17 protein-coding genes and 2 pseudogenes are annotated in these 17,821 nt (G+C 69.8%); 6 read left to right on the top strand and 13 right to left on the bottom strand.

The features are described 5' to 3' along the window. Window positions 1–4: 4 nt before the first annotated feature. A complete protein-coding gene (locus OG385_RS30185) occupies window positions 5–1,663 on the top strand; it encodes an acyl-CoA dehydrogenase family protein (RefSeq protein ID WP_266859478.1) in 1,659 nt (552 codons plus the stop codon). A gap of 114 nt (window positions 1,664–1,777) precedes the next feature. Here the strand turns inward: OG385_RS30185 and OG385_RS30190 are convergent, their stop codons facing one another. The 3 genes from OG385_RS30190 to OG385_RS30200 form a co-directional block, all read right to left on the bottom strand. After that, window positions 1,778–2,203, bottom strand: coding sequence for a DUF202 domain-containing protein (locus tag OG385_RS30190; protein ID WP_266859480.1), 426 nt, complete (start codon window positions 2,201–2,203; stop codon window positions 1,778–1,780). A 236-nt stretch (window positions 2,204–2,439) separates the two neighbouring features. Further along, window positions 2,440–2,721 (bottom strand): LapA family protein, encoded by a 282-nt coding sequence (locus OG385_RS30195; protein WP_266859482.1) that lies wholly within the window; start codon window positions 2,719–2,721, stop codon window positions 2,440–2,442. Window positions 2,722–2,808: 87 nt separating this feature from the next. Further along, window positions 2,809–4,086: a DUF2254 domain-containing protein gene (locus tag OG385_RS30200; RefSeq protein ID WP_266859484.1), complete on the bottom strand. Its 1,278-nt coding sequence runs from the start codon at window positions 4,084–4,086 to the stop codon at window positions 2,809–2,811. Between the two features lie 681 nt (window positions 4,087–4,767). On the opposite strand from OG385_RS30200, the gene OG385_RS30205 reads away from it, so the two are divergent. From OG385_RS30205 to OG385_RS30215, 3 genes and pseudogenes are all read left to right on the top strand, one after another. Next, window positions 4,768–5,982, top strand: coding sequence for a cation:proton antiporter (locus OG385_RS30205; RefSeq protein WP_266859486.1), 1,215 nt, complete (start codon window positions 4,768–4,770; stop codon window positions 5,980–5,982). Between the two features lie 222 nt (window positions 5,983–6,204). Beyond that, window positions 6,205–7,011, top strand: a complete 807-nt coding sequence (locus OG385_RS30210) for a class I SAM-dependent methyltransferase (protein WP_266859488.1) — start codon at window positions 6,205–6,207, stop codon at window positions 7,009–7,011. After that, a pseudogene (locus OG385_RS30215) lies at window positions 7,008–7,445 on the top strand (phosphotransferase); the annotation flags it as partial. The gene OG385_RS30210 and the pseudogene OG385_RS30215, both read left to right, overlap by 4 nt. 79 nt (window positions 7,446–7,524) lie before the next feature. Here the strand turns inward: OG385_RS30215 and OG385_RS30220 are convergent. Beyond that, window positions 7,525–7,659: pseudogene (locus OG385_RS30220) on the bottom strand (LysR family transcriptional regulator); the annotation flags it as partial. A 227-nt stretch (window positions 7,660–7,886) separates the two neighbouring features. Between OG385_RS30220 and OG385_RS30225 the strand changes: the two are divergent. Both OG385_RS30225 and OG385_RS30230 read left to right on the top strand, forming a co-directional pair. After that, complete coding sequence (locus OG385_RS30225; protein WP_266859490.1) at window positions 7,887–9,077, top strand: mandelate racemase/muconate lactonizing enzyme family protein; 1,191 nt, start codon at window positions 7,887–7,889, stop codon at window positions 9,075–9,077. A gap of 530 nt (window positions 9,078–9,607) precedes the next feature. After that, window positions 9,608–10,738 carry an LCP family protein gene (locus OG385_RS30230; protein ID WP_266859492.1) on the top strand — a complete coding sequence of 377 codons (1,131 nt, stop codon included), beginning with the start codon at window positions 9,608–9,610 and terminating at the stop codon, window positions 10,736–10,738. A gap of 10 nt (window positions 10,739–10,748) precedes the next feature. Here OG385_RS30230 and catC read toward each other — a convergent pair whose 3' ends face one another. The 9 genes from catC to OG385_RS30275 all read right to left on the bottom strand — a co-directional run bounded on the left by catC (window position 10,749) and on the right by OG385_RS30275 (window position 17,790). Next, the gene (gene catC / locus OG385_RS30235) at window positions 10,749–11,048 is read right to left on the bottom strand and encodes a muconolactone Delta-isomerase (protein WP_266859494.1); all 300 of its coding nucleotides are present in this window, start codon (window positions 11,046–11,048) and stop codon (window positions 10,749–10,751) included. A gap of 43 nt (window positions 11,049–11,091) precedes the next feature. After that, window positions 11,092–11,973, bottom strand: a complete 882-nt coding sequence (gene catA / locus OG385_RS30240) for a catechol 1,2-dioxygenase (RefSeq protein WP_266859496.1) — start codon at window positions 11,971–11,973, stop codon at window positions 11,092–11,094. A 61-nt stretch (window positions 11,974–12,034) separates the two neighbouring features. Beyond that, on the bottom strand, window positions 12,035–13,138 hold the full coding sequence (locus tag OG385_RS30245) for a mandelate racemase/muconate lactonizing enzyme family protein (protein ID WP_266859498.1): 1,104 nt from the start codon (window positions 13,136–13,138) through the stop codon (window positions 12,035–12,037). Window positions 13,139–13,273: 135 nt separating this feature from the next. Beyond that, complete coding sequence (locus OG385_RS30250) at window positions 13,274–13,816, bottom strand: flavin reductase (RefSeq protein WP_266859500.1); 543 nt, start codon at window positions 13,814–13,816, stop codon at window positions 13,274–13,276. A gap of 55 nt (window positions 13,817–13,871) precedes the next feature. Continuing rightward, complete coding sequence (locus OG385_RS30255; protein ID WP_266859501.1) at window positions 13,872–14,825, bottom strand: PDR/VanB family oxidoreductase; 954 nt, start codon at window positions 14,823–14,825, stop codon at window positions 13,872–13,874. 41 nt (window positions 14,826–14,866) lie between these two features. Further along, the gene (locus OG385_RS30260) at window positions 14,867–15,646 is read right to left on the bottom strand and encodes an SDR family NAD(P)-dependent oxidoreductase (RefSeq protein WP_266859503.1); all 780 of its coding nucleotides are present in this window, start codon (window positions 15,644–15,646) and stop codon (window positions 14,867–14,869) included. After that, on the bottom strand, window positions 15,643–16,167 hold the full coding sequence (locus OG385_RS30265; RefSeq protein ID WP_266859505.1) for an aromatic-ring-hydroxylating dioxygenase subunit beta: 525 nt from the start codon (window positions 16,165–16,167) through the stop codon (window positions 15,643–15,645). Before OG385_RS30265 ends, OG385_RS30260 begins: the two co-directional genes overlap by 4 nt. Continuing rightward, complete coding sequence (locus tag OG385_RS30270; protein WP_266859507.1) at window positions 16,157–17,422, bottom strand: aromatic ring-hydroxylating dioxygenase subunit alpha; 1,266 nt, start codon at window positions 17,420–17,422, stop codon at window positions 16,157–16,159. The genes OG385_RS30265 and OG385_RS30270 overlap by 11 nt, the downstream gene beginning before the upstream one ends. Then, window positions 17,419–17,790 carry a hypothetical protein gene (locus OG385_RS30275; RefSeq protein WP_266859509.1) on the bottom strand — a complete coding sequence of 124 codons (372 nt, stop codon included), beginning with the start codon at window positions 17,788–17,790 and terminating at the stop codon, window positions 17,419–17,421. The genes OG385_RS30270 and OG385_RS30275 overlap by 4 nt, the downstream gene beginning before the upstream one ends. Between the last annotated feature and the right edge of the window lie 31 nt (window positions 17,791–17,821).

Here is a 17,821-nt window from a genome sequence, read left to right on the forward strand (position 1 = left end):
AACCGTGTCCACGACCGCCGCTCCCCGCAGCCGTCCCACCGCCCCCACCCACGAAGTGACCAATCAGCCGCCGCCGCTGACCGGTCACGACGCCGCCCAGGACGCCGTGCTGCTGGAAGGCATGTGCCGTGAGGGTGCGCCGTGGCACACCGCGGACCTCCACGACCTCGGCCGCTTCGTCGCGGGCGAGGAAGCCCAGGGCTGGGCCGACCAGGCCAACCGCCATGAACCGGTGCTGCACACTCACGACCGCTACGGCCACCGTATCGACGAGGTGGAGTTCCACCCCGCCTACCACCACCTGATGGACGCCTCCGTGGGCGCGGGCCTGGCCGGCGCGGCCTGGGCCGACGAGCGCCCGGGCGCCCATGTGGCCCGCGCCGCGGGGTTCATGCTGATGACGATGGTGGAGCCGGGGCACCTGTGCCCGGTCTCCATGACGTACGCGGTGGTCCCGGCGCTGCGCCACTCTCCCGGCCTCGCCGCCACGTACGAGCCCCTCCTCACCAGCCGCGTCTACGATCCCGGGCTGCGTACCCCCGCAGGCAAGCGAGGGCTGCTCGCCGGGATGGGCATGACGGAGAAGCAGGGCGGCACCGACGTGCGCGCCAACACCACATCGGCCACCGAAGAGCCCGACGGGACCTGGCGGTTGCGCGGTCACAAGTGGTTCACCAGCGCACCGATGAACGACCTCTTCCTGGTGCTGGCCCAGGCGCCCGGCGGGCTGTCCTGCTTCCTCGTGCCACGCGTGCTGCCGGACGGCAGCCGCAACACCTTCCGCATCCAGCGGCTCAAGGACAAACTCGGCAACCGTGCCAACGCCAGCAGCGAGCCCGAGTTCGACGACACGGTGGCCTGGCTCGTCGGCCCCGAGGGCAAGGGCGTACGCACCATCATCGACATGGTGACCTCGACGCGCCTCGACTGCGTCCTCGGATCCGCTGCGGGCACTCGTGCCGCGCTGGCCCAGGCCGCCCACCATGCCCGCCACCGCGCTGTGTTCGGCGCCAAGTTGATCGACCAGCCGCTGATGCGCAATGTGATCGGCGACCTCGCGGTGGAGTCCGAGGCCGCCACCACACTCGCCCTTCGCCTTGCCGGGGCGGCCGACCGGGGGCGGAGCGGCGACGCCCGGGAACGGGCGTTCCTGCGGCTCGCCACGGCAGTCGGCAAGTACTGGGTGTGCAAACGGCAGCCCGCAGCGGTCGCCGAGGCGCTGGAATGCCTTGGTGGCAACGGATATGACGAGGCATCCGGTATGCCGCGTCTCTACCGCGAGGCCCCGCTCAACGGCATCTGGGAGGGTTCGGGCAACGTCAACGCCCTTGACATGCTGCGAGCGCTGGCGCGTGAGTCCGAGTCCGTCGACGCCTTCCGTACCGAGATCGAGGCGGCCTCGGGCGCCGACCGGCGACTGGACGCCGCCTGGCAGGAGCTGCGCGGTCAACTCGTCCTCACCGAGGACGCCCCACTGCGGGCCCGCCGTCTGATCGAACGCGCGGCGCTCGTGCTCCAGGGATCGCTCCTCGTCCGCCACGCGCCGGCCGCTGTCGCCGACGCCTTCTGCGCGTCCCGGCTGGCCGGGGACCGGGGGCTGGCGTTCGGGACCCTTCCGCCGGACACGGATTTCGCGGGAGTGCTGGAGCGTCTCCCTGTCTGACCGCGGACTCGGGGACCCCGCAGGGCGTGGCCAACGACGTCCGGCTGCCGGTCTGGGAGCCCCACAACATCTGATCGCACGGGAGGGATCCCGTCCCACTGTTCACGCACTCGGTCAGTAGGGGCCGACGGCGACCACGGCGACGACGAGTGCCGCCAGCATCAGGAGCGCCAGCGCGAGGAAGGCGGGAAGTTCCGAGTGGCCGAACGCCTCACGGCGCCGCATGCTGGCCTGTCGCCGCCGCCACTGCCGGTAGCCGATGAGCGTCGAGCCCACGGACAGGGCGACCAGGTAGCTTGCCAGCGCCAGCCGCAGGGCGGTGGGGGAGATACGGACCAGTTGGAGGACGCCGAGTGCTCCGGCCAGGAGGGCCAGGGCGGCGCGCAGCCAGGAAAGCAGGGTGCGCTCGTTGGCCAGGGTGGCCCGGTAGTCCGGCTCCTCCCCGCTCTCCCACCAGCGCCCGGTGGCCGTGGCCGGCCGGTGGCCGTCCGCGCCGCCGTCCGGGTCGTCGGAGCCGGGAGTTCTGTCCGGCGCTGTCACCGGGCGGTGCCGTGGAGGCAGCCGGTGGCCTGCCGGGGACCCGTTCCCGTGCGGCCGCAAAGTACCGCGCACCCCTCTGGAAGGCCGGGATTCCTGGGCATGGGGATCTCCCTCGCAGCGATATGTCTCCGGGGCGGCCGCTGACAGAGGCGCGGGCCGCCCTCCCGCAAGTCCACAAGTGCGCAAGTCCGCAAGTCGGGCAGTCCGGCAGTCCGGCAGTCCGGCAGTCCGGCAGTTCAGTACCGCGCGCGCCGCCTCCTGCGGTTGCGGTTGTAGACCAGCAGGGCCCCGGCGAGGAGGCCGATCACGAACATGATCAGCAGCGCCGCGTACAGAGGCATGGTGACGACGGGAACCAGCAGCCGGATCTTCACCTGCCGGGTGTTCTCGGCGATGAGAGTGATCGCGACCGCGGTCAGCAGCAGGGCGAGGACGCGCGTAGGCGTCAGGGCCTGGCGCCACCGTGAGGCACGGCCGGTCGAGGCGCGCGGGGCGTCTGGAGCCTGGTGTCCGCTCATCTCGCCAGGATCGTCCCCGGGGGCACGGGATGCCGATTCGGAGTGAGCCATTCGGGTGGCGGGCGGCCTGTGCGTGCACCGGGCGGATCACGGATCCGACGGATCAGCGGCGAGGATTCCGCCCAGTCCCTGCCGGTCGGGGCGGGCCACGATGCGCTTCAGGAGAGGATCCGTGAGGGTCGCGGCCGCCAGCCGGTCCAGAGCATCCGAGCGTTCGGTCAGGGCCGGTTGGCGGTGGGCCGGTGCCGTGGCCAGCAGGCGCTGGAGAAGGGCGTGCAGGCGCCGCACCGTCTGGGGATTCGAGGCGCCGTAGAGAAGTGTCTCATCGAGTGCGAGGGAGAGGAGGCCGGCCCAGTCCGGGGCAGGGCAGAAGACGCGGGGTGTGCCTTTGGCGTCGGTCAGCCAGGCCGGGCCGAGGGGCCTGCCCGCCAGCCGCAGCAGGCTGTCCTCGATCTGGTCGAGTGCCTGCACTGCCGTGGTCGGGTCGTTGACGGCAGGGGAGAGCGCCCGGATCGCGATGTCGGCCAGGAGCCGGAACCCGTATCCGGTGTCCTGCTCGACGGTACGGTTCGGGCCGTAGTGGAAACACGCGGTGACGCGTCTGACGGTCCGGCGGCCGCAGTCCGTGCCGCCCGCCTCCAGATAGGCGACCGTTTCGCCGGACCTGATGAAGTCGCCCACGGGGTGTACGAGGACGACACGGACCCCGTGGCGAGCAGCGATCCGGGTGAGGACGGTCTCGTCGATGGAGAAGATGACAGCCGGACGGCCGCTGTGGACGATGACGGGCGCGCCCTCGCGGCCCTGGGGCGACGGGTACTGAGCCGCGTCCGCCCGCCCGGCGGGACGGGCCTGAGCGGGAGAGGCCCGGGTGGGAGAGGCCCGGGTGGGAGAGGCCTGAGCGGGGCAGGTCTGGTCGATGACCGTCCGAAGCCGCCGGCCGACCGCACGGGCGAGACCGCCGCCCGTCACGGCGTGCCGGAGCGAGGACAGCAGGTAGAGGACAACCGTGGCGTCGATGAGGACGAGAGCGATCGCCACGGTCACGCTCACCCGCGGGACGCTGCGCCCATGGACATGGCTCAAGGCGACGAGGGCGTACAGGGCGGTCCCGATCAGCAGACCGAACAGGACCAGATAGCGGCTGAAGTGGCCGAGCGCCCCGACCAGTCGGGGAGACATCGTCTGCACCGTCTGCACCACCAGAGTGATGGCGGTGACGACGAACCCCGCGAGTGTGATCATGCCGCCTGCGATCGCGGCGAGAGTCGCCTGCGCCGTGGAGGCGTCGAAGCCCAGGCCCGGTGTGGGCAGGTTCCGGTCCCACTCCGGCAGCACCCAGCCCAGCAGCGCTCCACCGCCCACCAGGAGCAGCGCCGCTCCTTGACTGCGGACACGACGAGCGCGGTGGGCGGCCCCGCCGCGCCGGGGCGGGCGCGTCCTCGCCTCCGGCGTCACAGCACGGCCGTGACCGCGGCGCACGTCGCCTCCCCGGTCCGAAGGGCCTTGACGGGTACCGATGGGGCCTCGACGGGTCGCAGTGGCTCCGAGCGGAGCACCTGCCGTTCGGACATAGGCATCCTTGGTCCTCATCTGCGCCGGGATCTCGATCGTCACGCGACGCGGGCGGCGCCGCGAGTCGGCCGCGCCGCGTGACACCCCGTCCACATCCCCGGGACCTCGCCCCGCCCGCTGACCTCCGTCCGCCCCGCCGGCCGCCGGCCCGCCCCTCCGATGGGCTATCCCCGCTCGTGACGCCCCGCTCGCGGGATGAGGGTGGGCAGCACCGGCCGTACCAGGTGTGCGGCCCGCCGTGTCCACGCCCTGCCAGGGAGGCCGTTGTTGTCCACCTCCGAAGCAAAGCCGGGCCGGCCGGGCATCGCCGAGGCGGTCCCGGCGGTGCGGAAGCACGCTCCCTCCTCCGACACGCAGGGCCCGCCCCTCTGCGACACGCGTGGCCCGGACGACGCGAGCTACGGCTGCACGGGTCCAGCCCGATCGGTCCGGCACGGTATGCCGGGCCGGGTCTGACCGCCGCCCGGATCCGTGTCACACCCCGGCACGCTGGTCCTGATCATGGCCGCCGCGGTGCTCGCCCCGCTGCTGGCCAACGTGGCAGCGCGACGTCTCGCCGTGCCGCTCGTCATCTTCGAGATCGCGCTCGGCATTCTCATCGGCCCCGACGCCCTCGGCTGGACGCATTCGGACCAGGTCATCGACACCCTGTCGAACCTGGGGCTGTCCATGCTGATCTTCCTCGCCGGTTACGAGATCGACTTCGCGGCGGTGCGGGGCAGGACCCTGCACCGGGCTGCCGGAGCCTGGCTGTCCTCGCTGGCCGTCGCCATCGCGGTGGCCTTCCTGCTCAGCGGTGACGACGTGTACAAGGCGTTCGTGATCGGCACGTCACTGACCAGCACAGCCCTGGGCACGGTCCTGCCGATGCTCAAGGACGAGGGGGACCTGCACGGCCGCTTCGGCACGGTGGTGACGGCCTTCGGAGCGGTGGGCGAGTTCGGCCCGGTCGTCGCCACCGCTCTGCTGCTCAGCGGCCGTAAACCCGGGGTGTCGGCCGCCCTCCTGATCGTCTTCGCGGCCGTCACGGCCGCGGCCCTCTTCTGGGCGCTGCGCCCCAGGCCGCCCTGGTTCTCCCGGCTGATCGACAAGACCCTGCACAACAGTGCCCAGTTCGCCGTCCGTTTCGTCATGTTCCTGCTGGCCGGGATGCTGGCCCTGGCGTCGGCATTCGGACTCGACATCCTGCTGGGCGCGTTCGCGGCGGGCATCCTGGCCCGCCTGGTCCTGCAGGGCGCCGCCCCCCACAGCAGCGCCGAAGTCCTGGGCAAGGTGGAGGCCATGGGCTTCGGATTCCTCGTACCGTTGTTCTACGTGGTGACCGGCATCAACTTCGACCTCCATGCCCTGCTCCACGACGTCCGTTCACTGGTACTGCTGCCGGTCTTCCTGCTCCTGTTCCTCCTCATCCGGGGAGGACCCGTATACCTGCTCGCCCCCCGCGACCTCGACCGCCGCGGCAGGAGGGCGCTCACCCTGTTCGCGGCGACCTGCCTCCCCCTTGTGGTCGCCATCACCACCATCGGCGTCAGCCAGAAGCTCGTCACCTCGGCCGTGGCGGCGGCTCTGGTCGGCGCCGCGATGATCTCGGTGCTGGTATTCCCGCTGCTGGCCAGGCGCGTTCGCGCGGGCAGCGACGCTGCACAGCCGGGTCCCCTGGACGCCGAGGAGTCGGAGGCGTGGTAACGGCTCTGCCGGCAGCTGATGTTGAGACGTACGGGGCCCCTGAGGCCGGGTCCGGATTCAAAGAGCCTTTCCGTACGGTCGGGAGCGCGGGCCGGCGCCGCATCCGAGGCGGCGGCCCTCAACTGCGCGGCCACACACGGAAAGGTCTGGTTGCCGGCTCGTCAGGTCGGTTACTGTCCGGTCCTGGCCGTGATCCGACGGGTCTGAGGGGTTGGTGTTGCAGTGACCGGATTCGATGAGACCGGGCGCTCGATCTGGTCGGGGCGGGCAGTCGCGTACGCGGAGTCCTTCGCGGCGGTGTGCGCGCATCCGGTCGATGAGCTGCTGGATGCCGTCGGGGCCGGTCCCGACACCGATCTGCTGGATGTGGGTACCGGGTCGGGGAACGTCGCCGCGGGGGCGAGCGCGAGAGGTGCCCGGGTCACAGCTGTTGATGCCGAGCCGGGGATGGTGGAGTTGGCCGCGAAGGCTGTGCCGCTGGCCGATGTCGGTGTCGCCGAGCTGCCCGCTCTTCCTTTCGCTGATGATGCCTTCGATGCGGTGACCGCCAACTTCGTTCTGGACCATGTCGGTTGGCCGCAGCGTGCGCTGGCCGAGCTGGGCCGGGTGAGCCGGCCGGGCGGCCGGATCGCGGTGACGGTGTGGTCCGTGCCGGCCGGGCCCGGGCAGGCACTGCTGGGACGAGCGATGGAGGCCGCCGGTGTGCAGCGACCTGTCCACCGGCCGGTCCTGGCGCCCGAGACCGACTTCCCACGCACTGAGCAGGGGCTTGAGGACTTGCTGCTGGCCGCCGGACTCTCCAGGCCCTCCTGCCGGACCATCGCCTGGAACCATCGGACATCCGCGCAGGAGTGGTGGCACGGCGCGGCGTCGGGTGTCGGCTTCACCGGTCACCTCATCGCCGCCCAACCGCCCCGCACCAGAGCGGAGATCAAGCGGCATTTCGATCGTCTCAGCGGAGAGTTCACCGGTCCGGACGGCCGGCTCGCGCTGCCGCACAGGGCACTGCTCGCCGGCGGAACAGGATGACCATGCACGATGATCAAGTGGACGTGACCACGGCAACGGTTGCGACCCTGATCCAGGAACAGTTCCCCCGGTGGAGCGGCAAGGAGATCCGACTCCTGCGGTCGGCTGGGACGGTCAACGCCATCTTCCGCATCGGGAACGACCTCTCGGCACGTTTCCCGCTGCGCCTGGCCGATGCCGCCGATGTGCTGACGGTTCTGCAGCGGGAAGCCCTGGCGAGCACGGAGCTGGCGCAGGTGTCCCGGTTCCCTGCTCCGGAACCCGTCGCCCTGGGAGAGCCCGGAGCGGGCTACCCCATGCCGTGGTCGGTCCAGACATGGCTGCCGGGCACGGTCGCATCGGATGCCGACCCGAGTGGGTCGGAAGCCTTCGCACAGGTCTCTCCGGCGGCACCTGGCGTACGGCGAGAGTGGCATGCTCGGCCTGGCGCACGATGCGGCGCGCCTCCGAGAGGAAGGCCCGGCCTGCGGGCATCAGCCGCACCGTTCGGTTGGTGCGGTCCAGCAGCCTCACACCCAGCTCGTTCTCCAGCAGCTGGATCTGCCGGCTCAGCGGCGGCTGGGTCATGCTCAGTCGCTCCGCGGCGCGGGTGAAGTGCAGTTCCTCAGCCACGGCCACGAAACACGACAGCTGAGTCAGCGTGAACAATGTTGCTCTCCTTGAATGGTCACATCCAAAACTTATGGTGGACGTGGATCAATCGTGACCGTAGCGTCGAACGTATTCGGCACGGCGGCACGGCGGCACGGCGGCACGGCGGCACGGCGGCACGGCGCACCGACACGATCCGGCATCGGCGGGAAGCCAGGGAAGAGAGAACGCACCGCGTCCCCACCATCCCAACCATCCCAACCGCACCGACCCAGGGACACGAAGTGGCGACCACGACGAACACGACACCCCGAGCCGCGCACGCCGCGCACTCCGTGGGCGCAGCCACCCTCGACCGCATCGCGTGGCTACGTCTCTCGTCGGTGACCCTGCCGCTGTCCACGCCGATCAGCGACGCGAAGGTCCTGACTGGACGTCAGGAGCCGATGACGGAGGTCGCCTTCCTCTTCGTGGAGGTCGCCACTGAGCAGGGGCACGAGGGCATCGGCTTCAGCTACTCCAAGCGGGCAGGCGGCCCTGGCCAGTTCGCGCACGCCCGCGAGATCGCCGAGACCCTGATCGGTGAGGACCCCAGCGACATCGGCAAGATCTGGACCAAGCTGGTGTGGGCCGGAGCGTCAGTGGGACGCAGCGGTCTGGCCACCCAGGCGATCGCCGCCTTCGACGTCGCGCTGTGGGACCTCAAGGCCAAGCGGGCCGGTCTGCCGCTGGCCAAGCTGCTCGGCGCCCACCGCGACTCCGTGCGCTGTTACAACACCTCCGGCGGCTTCCTGCACACGCCGACCGGGCAGGTCCTGGACAACGCCACCGCATCCCTGGACAGCGGCATCGGCGGCATCAAGATCAAGGTCGGTCACCCCGACGGCACATACGACCTGGCCCGTCTCACTGCGGTGCGCGAGCACATCGGCGACGAGGTGCCGCTCATGGCCGATGCCAACCAGCAGTGGGACCGGCCCACCGCACAGCGCATGGGCCGCGCCATGGAGAAGTTCAACCTGGTCTGGATCGAGGAGCCTCTCGACGCCTACGACGCCCAGGGCCACGCCGCGCTCGCCGCCTCCCTGGACACTCCCGTCGCCACCGGCGAGATGCTGGCCAGCGTCGCTGATCATGTCGAGCTGATCCGGCAGAACGCCGCCGACGTCATCCAGCCCGATGCCCCCCGCATCGGGGGTATCACCCAGTTCCTCAAGCTCGCCGTTCTCGCCGAGCACCACCAGCTGCAGCTCGCACCGCACTTCGCGATGGAGATCCATCTCCACCTGGCCGCCGCGTACCCGATCGAACCCTGGGTGGAGCACTTCGACTGGCTGGAGCCGCTGTTCAACGAGCGCCTGGAGATCCGGGACGGACGCATGTACGTCTCCGCGCGCCCCGGCCTCGGCTTCACGCTCAGTGATCAGGCCCGGGCCTGGACGATCGCCGAACACGAGGTCGGCGCCCGCCCCTGACCCGGCCTGATCCAGGCGTAAGGCGCCTGGCCCCCGACAGGAACCGCGCCGCCGCACCGGGCCCGGCTGCGCCCGTGCGGGGCGAGTGGCCGGACACGCAGCCCTGCCGCTTCTCGAAGACCGCAGAGAGTGATGGATGGTCGGCAGAGCGTCGGCATCCGCTGCTCCGGGACGGCTGCGGGGCACCGCGACTGTGAGCCCGCCCATAGGACGTATGTCATGTACGAGGCACGGCAGTAGGGGTGCGGAAGACGTGGCGGACCGCGCACCGGGGTCGTCGACGCCGCTGCGGGCCCGACTACGTACACAGGTAGTAAGGGGCCTCGTTGCCCCCGCCTTCCAGCGGCGCTAACCATGGTTCGAGTCCCGGGGAGCCGAGTGCCGGACCGGTCGGGCCCCGCCCGCTTCCGCTGCTCCGCCCACGACGCGTAGCTCCGTTCCGCTGTCGCCGGCCCCCGCGGCCTCGCACGACATCCCCGAGGTAAGAGGTACTTCCGTATGCCCGCCACCACTCGAAGGACTGATAGCTGATGGCGTACGAGAGCGGGAACGCGATACCCGGGCAGGACGGCCCGGGGCCCGCCGCCCCCGGGCCGGCAGGTGAGGAGCCGCACGGGCGGCGTCCGCGTCGCCGAGCACTGCGGATCACCGCCTGGGCCGCCCTCGGTGTACTGGCGGTGGGAGGAGGAGGCGCGGCCTACCTCTGGTCGCACCTCAACGGCAACGTCAAGGGCGTCGACATCAACGCCGCCCTCGGAAAAGACCGGCCCAGCGACGCGCACAACGGCGCGATGAACATCCTCCTCCTCGGGTCCGACTCGCGTGCGGGAACGCACGGCGAGTACGGAAAGGGCGTCAGCGGCGCCCGGTCCGACACGACGATGGTTCTCCACGTCGACAAGTCTCACCGCAAGGCGAGCGTCGTCAGCATCCCGCGGGACACGATGGTGGACCGCCCGGCGTGCCCGAAGCCGCACGGCGGTACCGTGCCCGGAGCGCACCAGGCGATGTTCAACGACTCCTACGCCGTGGGTGGCCCGGGGTGCACCGTGAAGACGGTCGAGAAGATGTCCGGTGTCCGCATGGACCACTACGTCGAAGTCGACTTCAACGGATTCAAGAAGCTCATCGATCAGCTCGGTGGTGTGAACATCACCACCAGCAAGGCGATCGACGACAGCGACAGCCACCTCGACCTGTCCGCCGGGAAGCACACGCTCAAGGGCGAGCAGGCACTCAGTCTGGTACGGACCCGGCATGGTGTGGGTGACGGCAGTGACCTCGGCCGTATCCAGCTCCAGCAGGCGTTCATCAAGGCCCTGACCGACCGGGTCGACAACATCGGCCTGCTCGGCAATCCGGCCAAGCTCTACGGCCTCGCCGACACCGCGACCCGGACCGTGACCGCCGACTCCGGGCTGGCGTCCGCGGACAAGCTGCTGGGTCTGGCCAAGGACCTCAGGGGCATCAGCCCGAAGAACATGAACATGGTCACGATGCCGGTGACCTACGACAGTCAGGCCCCGGACCGGGTCCTGCCCCTCACCAAGGCGTCCCAGCAGGTCTGGAAGGCGCTTCGGGACGACCGGCCGATTCCGAAGTCCGCCGAACAGAACTCGGTGGGCGACAAGGGCAAGTCCCCGGTCACCGCGAGCTCTTGACGCCGGGCCGTCAGGCCACCGCCGCGCCGGAACCGTGAAGCGCCGACGGATGGGCCGACAGCGGCGTGACGGAGACCGACATGTAGCGGAAGAGCGGCAGATTCCACAGGACGCTGTGCAGCTCGTCGTTGTCCGCGACGTCGAAGACGCTGAGGTTGGCGTACTGCCCGGTGCACCGCCAGATGTGGACCCAGACGCCATCCCTCTGGAGCGCTTGACAGTAGGCCTTCTCACGGGCTATCAGGTCCTCGCGTACCTCGGGGGCGAGGTCGTGCGGGATCGCGACATCCATGTTCACTGCGAACAGCATGGTGTTTCCTCTGCTGGTGGAAGGTACGGGGCGCGGCGGTACGTCAGGCTTTGTCGAGCGCGAAGTCGTACGTCACTTCATTGCCTTCACCGGAATCGGCCGGCGCCGGGGCGAGGATCAGCTCTGGTTTCACAGCCGAGGCGATGTCGTCATCGAGGTGACTGCCGCTCTCGAAGTACAGCTGGGTGGTGATGAGTTGGTGGCCCGGCACGGAGACTTTCAGATGCAGATGAGCCGGGCGCCAGGCGTGCCAGCCGGCCGCGGCTATCAGCATTCCGCAGGAGCCGTCGGTGGGGATCCGGTACGGGGCCGGCTCCAGGGTGTGAATCTTGAAGTGCCCCTGACCGTCGGCGATGACGGTGCCGCGCAGGTTCCACTCCGGCAGGCCGGGGGCGAACTGCGAGTAGAGGCCGTCGGCGTCGGCGTGCCAGATCTCGACCCTGGCACCGGGCAGCGGCGCGCCGCCGACCGCGGTCACCTGGCCCTGGAACAGCAGCGGTGTTCCGGCTTCGCCCACGCGCATGGGCAGGGTGGCTTCCGCAGGAAGGACCGGCGCACCGGGGACGTAGTAGGGGCCTTCGATGGTGCCGCTGGTGCCCTCACGGTTCTCGTTGGCGACCTCCTCGACGACGTGCTCGATCCACACGTCGAGGAAGAGGGGCCATTCGCCGTCCTGGCCGACCTGGATGAGCCAGGACTTCAGCGCATCGTATTCGGCGTACGTGACCTTGTGCCTGCGGATGACGTCGTGCACGGCGGCGATCGCCTCGGATGCCAGCAGGCCGACGCGCGCGGTGCCGGCGACGGGGGCCTCCGTGTGCTGCTTGCCGCGGAACCGCTCGGTGGCGGCGGCGCCGGACGCTGCCGCGGTGGCCTGGCCGGCGGGGGTCTGCGCGGCGGGGGTCTGCTGGGTGGCGTCGGTCATGTCCCGGTCCTGTTCTGGTGGTTGTGGTGGCTTGGCTTCTTCGGGGTGGGGCGTGGCCTCTTCAGGTGTCCTGGCGGTAGCGCGCCAGCTTGTCCGGGTCGATCGCCACACCGAGGCCGGGCAGGTCCCGTACCGTGAGCCGGCCGTCGCTGATGGTGAGCGGCTCGGTGAGCAGGTCGTCCCTCATGTCCAGGAAGTTGGAGAGTTCCCCGGCGCGGTGGGACGAGGTGGCGTAGGCGGCGCCGAAGGCGACGGTGCACGCGGTGCCCAGCTGGCCGTCGATCTGATTGCCCATCACGACTTCCGCGCCCATGCCCTCGCACTGGAACAGCACGCGCTGGGACGTGGTGAAGCCGGTGCGGGCGGTCTTGATGCTGATCGCGGTGGCCGCGCCGTCCAGGAGCGAGCGCGTCACCTCGGCGGGTGTGACGGCCGATTCGTCGGCCACGAACGGCACCGGGCTCTGCCGTACGAGCCACCGTCGCCCGAGCACGTCGTCGGCGGGACACAGTTCCTCGGCGAGCGTGATGCCCAGCGGGTCGAGCGCACGCAGGGCCCGGGCCGACTCGGACGCGGTCCAGCCGCGGTTGCCGTCGACGTACAACTCGGCTTCGTCACCCAGTACTTCGCGCAGTGCCCGGCACACCTCGACGTCGAGCCGTACGGGGCGGCGGCCGACCTTCACCTTGAAGACGCGGATGCCGTACCTGTCCCGCATCCGCTCGGCTTCGGCGGCCATCTTCGCCGGTTCGTCGAATCCGAGCATGTGAGAGACCCGCATGGAATTGCCGTGCCCACCGAGCAGCGTGGTGACGGGAAGGCCGAGCGCTTGTCCCGCGAGGTCCCAGAGCGCCATGTCGATCGCCGACTTGGCGACGGGGTTGCCGACGGTACGGCGCAGGTGCCCGTGAACGGCCTCGCGGGCCAGCACGTCCAGGCCCACGAGGTTCGGGGCGAAGATCTTCTCGATGACGGCGATCACGGACTGCTGGGTCTCGCCGTAGGTGAAGGGGCGGGGCGGTGCGTCCGCCACGCCGGTCAGCCCGCTGTCGGTGTGGACGCGGACCAGGACGTGCTCGGCAGTGTGTACTTCACCGCTGGCGAAGCGCAGGGGCTTGGCGTACGGGATGGCGTAGGGGATTGCCTCGATCGCTGTGATCTTCATCGGTGCCTGCTCGCGGTCGTGCGGATGGTCGTACGGCTGGTCGTGCGGATGGTCGTACGGAGGGGGGCTCGGTGCGCGCGGATTCCTCGGCGGCCGTACTCGGTGTCCGCCGGGTGCACGCCGAGCACCGGCAGGTCAGCAGGCCACCGGCGGGGCCGAGTCCAGGCGGTGGAAGGACCGGTTGAAGTAGACGAGGCTCTGGCCGCCGGTTCGGGTGCGGACCTGCTCGATCTCCACGAACAGCACGCTGTGTGATCCCATCGGCTTACGGTCCTTGACCGTTCCGACCACGGCCACCAGCGCATCCTCCAGAACCGGCACGTCCTGGCTCCGGTCCCAGATGTCCCAGCTGAACCGTTCGGCCATGGACACCTCGGTGGCACCCGCGAAGTGCAGCGCGAGCTCCTGCTGGTCTCCGCCGAGCACATTGAGGCAGACACGTCCGTTGGCGCTGAACACATCGTGCATCGCACTGCTGCGATTGACACAGACCAGGACGGTCGGTGGGTTGTCGGTCACGGAGCAGACGGCGCTGAGGGTGATGCCGCAGCGGCCGCTCGGCCCGTCCGTCGTGAGGATGTTGACGGCGGCGGGAAGATGCGCCATCGCTTCCCGGAACGCGTCCCTCGATGGGATGCCAGGGGCGTCGTTGACACTCATGGCTGGATTCACACTCATGGCTGGTGGTTCCTCTCTGCGCCGACTGGCGCGTCTGACAGGTGCGGGGTGCGGGTCACCACAGCTCGACCACCAGGCGAGGTGACCTGGAACGGGACACGCACGCCGCGATCTGGTCACCGGCGGCCTTCTCCTTCGCGGTGAGGCAGTGGTCCCTGTGGTCGGGATCGCCGGACAGGACCTGGAGTACGCACGTGCCGCAGATGCCCTCGCGGCAGGAGGTGTCGATGGCCACCCCGTTCGCCTCCAGGACGTCGGCGATGCTCCTGTCGGGTGGCACGGTGAAGACCTCACCGGTGTCGAGCTCGACCTCAAAGCTGGTGCAGGGGGCGGCGTCCTCCTGTTCGCCTGCCTGGAAGAGCTCCGAATGGATGTGGTCCGCCGGGAGTCCGCGACCCGCGAGCGCGGCCGTCTGCTCCATGAAGCCCGGTGGCCCGCAGGTATAGACGTGCGCCTGTGCGGGGAGCCCCGTCAGTTCGTCCGCGAGCACCGCCGTGGTGCCCGCACGGCCCAGCCCGAAGTGGAACGTGACCCGGTCCGCGAAGGCGGCTTCTTCGAGGAGCCCGGCGAGAGCCGCCTCCGAACGGTCGCGCGCCACATAGTGCAGCCTGAACTCGGCGCCTGCCGCGTGCAGTTCGTACGCCATGGCCAGCAAGGGAGTGATGCCGATGCCTGCCGCCACCAGGTGGTGCTCACTCGCTTGCGGGACGACGCCGAAGAGCCGGCGCGGTTCACCGACGAGGAGTTCGGTGCCGGTCGTGACCTTGTCGTGCAGGGCCAGTGAGCCGCCGCGGGAATTCTCCTCGCGTTTGACTGCGATGGTGTAGAAGCCGATGTCGCCGGGCGGGCCGCACAGCGAGTACGGGCGGGTGACACCGGTGGGGCCGGTCACGTCGATGTGGGCGCCGGCCGCGTAGGGAGCGAGGGGACGGCCGTCGGAGCGAGCCAGTCGGAGCACCTTGACCGCCGCCGTCTCCTGGGCGGTCTCGGTGACGGTGACAGTGAACATCCGTCTGCCTTCGTGAGGGTTGGGGTTGTTTGCGGCGCTGCTCAGCGCATGTACAGGCCGCCGTTGGCGTCCCAGCAGGCTCCGGTGACGGCGTCCGCGTGCTCGGATGCCAGGAGGACGGCCATGTCCGCGATGAACTCGGGCCGTCCGAGCCGGCCCACCGGGATCGATGCCTCGATCTGCGCGAGCCTGTCCGGCGCGACGCTCTCGCGTACGACCGGCAGGTCCTGCGGTCCGGGCGACACGGCGTTCACCGTCACACCCCGGGGGCCCAGCTCACGGGCGAAGACCTTGGTGAGCGTGGCCACTCCGCCCTTCGCCGCCGCATAGTGCGCGCCGGTCGCGGTGCCCCCGTTCTGTCCGGCGAGCGAGCCGATGTTGACGATGCGTCCGTAGCCACGTCCGGCGAAGTAGGAGCCGAGGACCTGGCAGCCGAAGAACGTACCGTTGAGGTTGGCGGAGACGACCGAGGCGAAGCTCTCCGGGCCGATCTCCATCAGCTGCTCGACCTTCGAGTAACCGGCGTTGTTGACCAGCACATGGATCGCGTCCCACCGCTCGACGAGAGCGTCCCGTGCCTGGACGAAGGCGTCCTTGTCGCGGACATCCAGGCGGAGTCCGAGCGCGGACTGCCCGCTCGGGTCCAGCGATGCGGCGGCCGCGACCGCGGCGTCCCCGTCCAGGTCGGTCAGCGCGACCCGGTAGCCCCGGCCGTGCAGACGGGCCGCGATGCACGCCCCCAGACCGCGGGCCGCCCCGGTCACCAGCGCGACCCGGGGGGAAGCGCTCTCATCGGGCCGGTACGTCCCCGGCGCGCTCACAGCAGGAACCCCGACGCCGTCACGGCGTCCTCGGCGTTGACCAGGCGTACGACCTTGCGTGCGATCCGCGGACCTCCGGCGGTGAACACGATGCGGTGGCTGACGTCGGCGGCGAGCACGGACGTCTCCTCCCGCTTGTAGGCGACGAGGATCTGGCCGGAGTCGATCTCGACCGTGTCCGCGTCCCGGCCCGTGACCACGAAACGTGAGGCGGACCGGACCGTGCGGGCCGCAGCCACCGCCGAGATGGAGAACTCTCCGCCGAGGCGCTCGATCCGCATACGGCGCATCCGGTCGTCGTCATAGACGAGATTGAGGGTGGCCGCGAAGTCGGTCGTCTCCCGGGCGATGGGGATCACGTACTCCCCGCCCTCGGCCCACAGGGCGTCCCACTCCTCGTACCGCCGGGCGTCCAGCAGATGGGCCTCGTGCCAGATCAGCGAGACCGAGTCCAGCGCCCGCCGGTCGTCGAACGGCAGCCCCGTCTCCCGGGCCATCGCGCTGAAAGTGTCACTTGTCATCGGCCATCATCCTTTTCCACTTGCTGTACGCCTCCCGCATACCGGTCTCGTCCGTCGCATGGGAGGTGGGCTGCCCGAGGTCGTCGGTTGTCTCGCGGCCGAGACCCCGGTTGACGAGGATCGGCATGTCGGCGCCGCCGGCGACGCCCCGCTGCACCCGGCTCCACGCCTCGGCGTCGTCGGGACTGCCGAACCCGAACGGGCCCTGGAAGTGCTCGTGGATGCGGAGCCGTTCGCGGTTGACGATCTCCGGACCACCGTCCAGGCCGAGGGCGACGTGCCTGATCTCCGTCTCGTTCACGGAGAGGGGCCGCAGCACCCGGAAGAACGACATCGACATGGCAACGTTCGGGAACAGGTTCAGGTTGAAACCGACGCCGTGCATCGCACGGACGATCCGCCGGACCTTCTCCGGTGGCATATCCTTGGAGAGTTCCTCAACGATGTGGCTGAAGCGGTCCTGGAGCTTCTCCGTGCCGTCGTCGACATCGAAGTCGACATGGTCGGAGACGCTGACGGCGACGCTGTGACCGTTGCCCAGCGCATGGGTGACCGCCGTCTCGTCGGTCATGATCGACAACATGCTCGCCGTCTCGGCGTCCACCGACGACATCCAGGAGCGGTGCACGATCGGGAAGTGGTACCAGTCGGTGGTGTTCTCCAGCTGGATCTTCCAGTTGCCCTGGAAACGGAACTTGTGCTCCCCCTGCACCTTGACCGGATAGCCGGCGCCCTGCTTCATGAACCGGTCGATCCACAGGCGGGCGCCGCCGAGGAAGTCCTCCAGAGGCTCGACGTCCGGGTTGAAGCTGGCGAAGATCATGCCCGCGTAGATGCCCACTTCGAGGCGCTGGAGCGGCAGATCCTTCTTCTCCGCGACGCCCTCATAGCCTTCGGGGTAGGGAATGCCCCGCAGCTTCCCGTCCAGGGCGTACGACCAGGCGTGGTAAGGGCAGGTGAAGCCGTTGCTGTTGCCCTTGGGCAGCTCGCAGACGCTGGCGCCGCGGTGTCGGCAGCGGTTCAGCAGGACATTCACACCGCCCTTGCGGTCACGAGTGACGATGACGGGCAGCCGGCCCACCCAGGCCGTCTTGAAGTCACCGGCCTCGGCAACCTCGCTCTCGTGCGCCACCCAGACCCAGGTCTTCTGGAAGATCCTGTCCATCTCCTGCTCGAACAGCCGGGGATCGGTGTACAGCGTGCCGGAGACGCGGTCGTTCCCGACGAGCGCCGGGAGATCGGGGACCGTGGTCATCGGGTGACCTCCGGCTCCGGCAGCGAGCGGCCCATCCGGGCTTCGATCTTCATGTAGCGCCACAGGCCGTGCTCGCCTACCTGGATGGTGCGGAACAGATTGCAGGCGGCCGCGACGGTGGGCTGGTCGACGACGTCGGCGAGGACGTACGAGGTCCACGGCCAGGAAGCGGACGGCCCGACCATGTGACAGTCGTCGTCGAAGGTGCCGAGGACTTCGACACCTGGCAGGGCGGCGAGGTCGGCGAGCATGGTGGTGAAACCGTTCCAGACCTCCTTGCCCCGGCCGGTCGGCAGGTCGAAGAAGTTCTGGTTGACGCCTATGCAGAAGAGCACGCGCAGAGGCTCGGACGAGGCGGGCTGGGGCATGAGGAATCCTTCTGTGTGACGGGAGATGTAC

It is taken from the genome of Streptomyces sp. NBC_01306, assembly GCF_026340465.1.
Classification (GTDB): domain Bacteria; phylum Actinomycetota; class Actinomycetes; order Streptomycetales; family Streptomycetaceae; genus Streptomyces.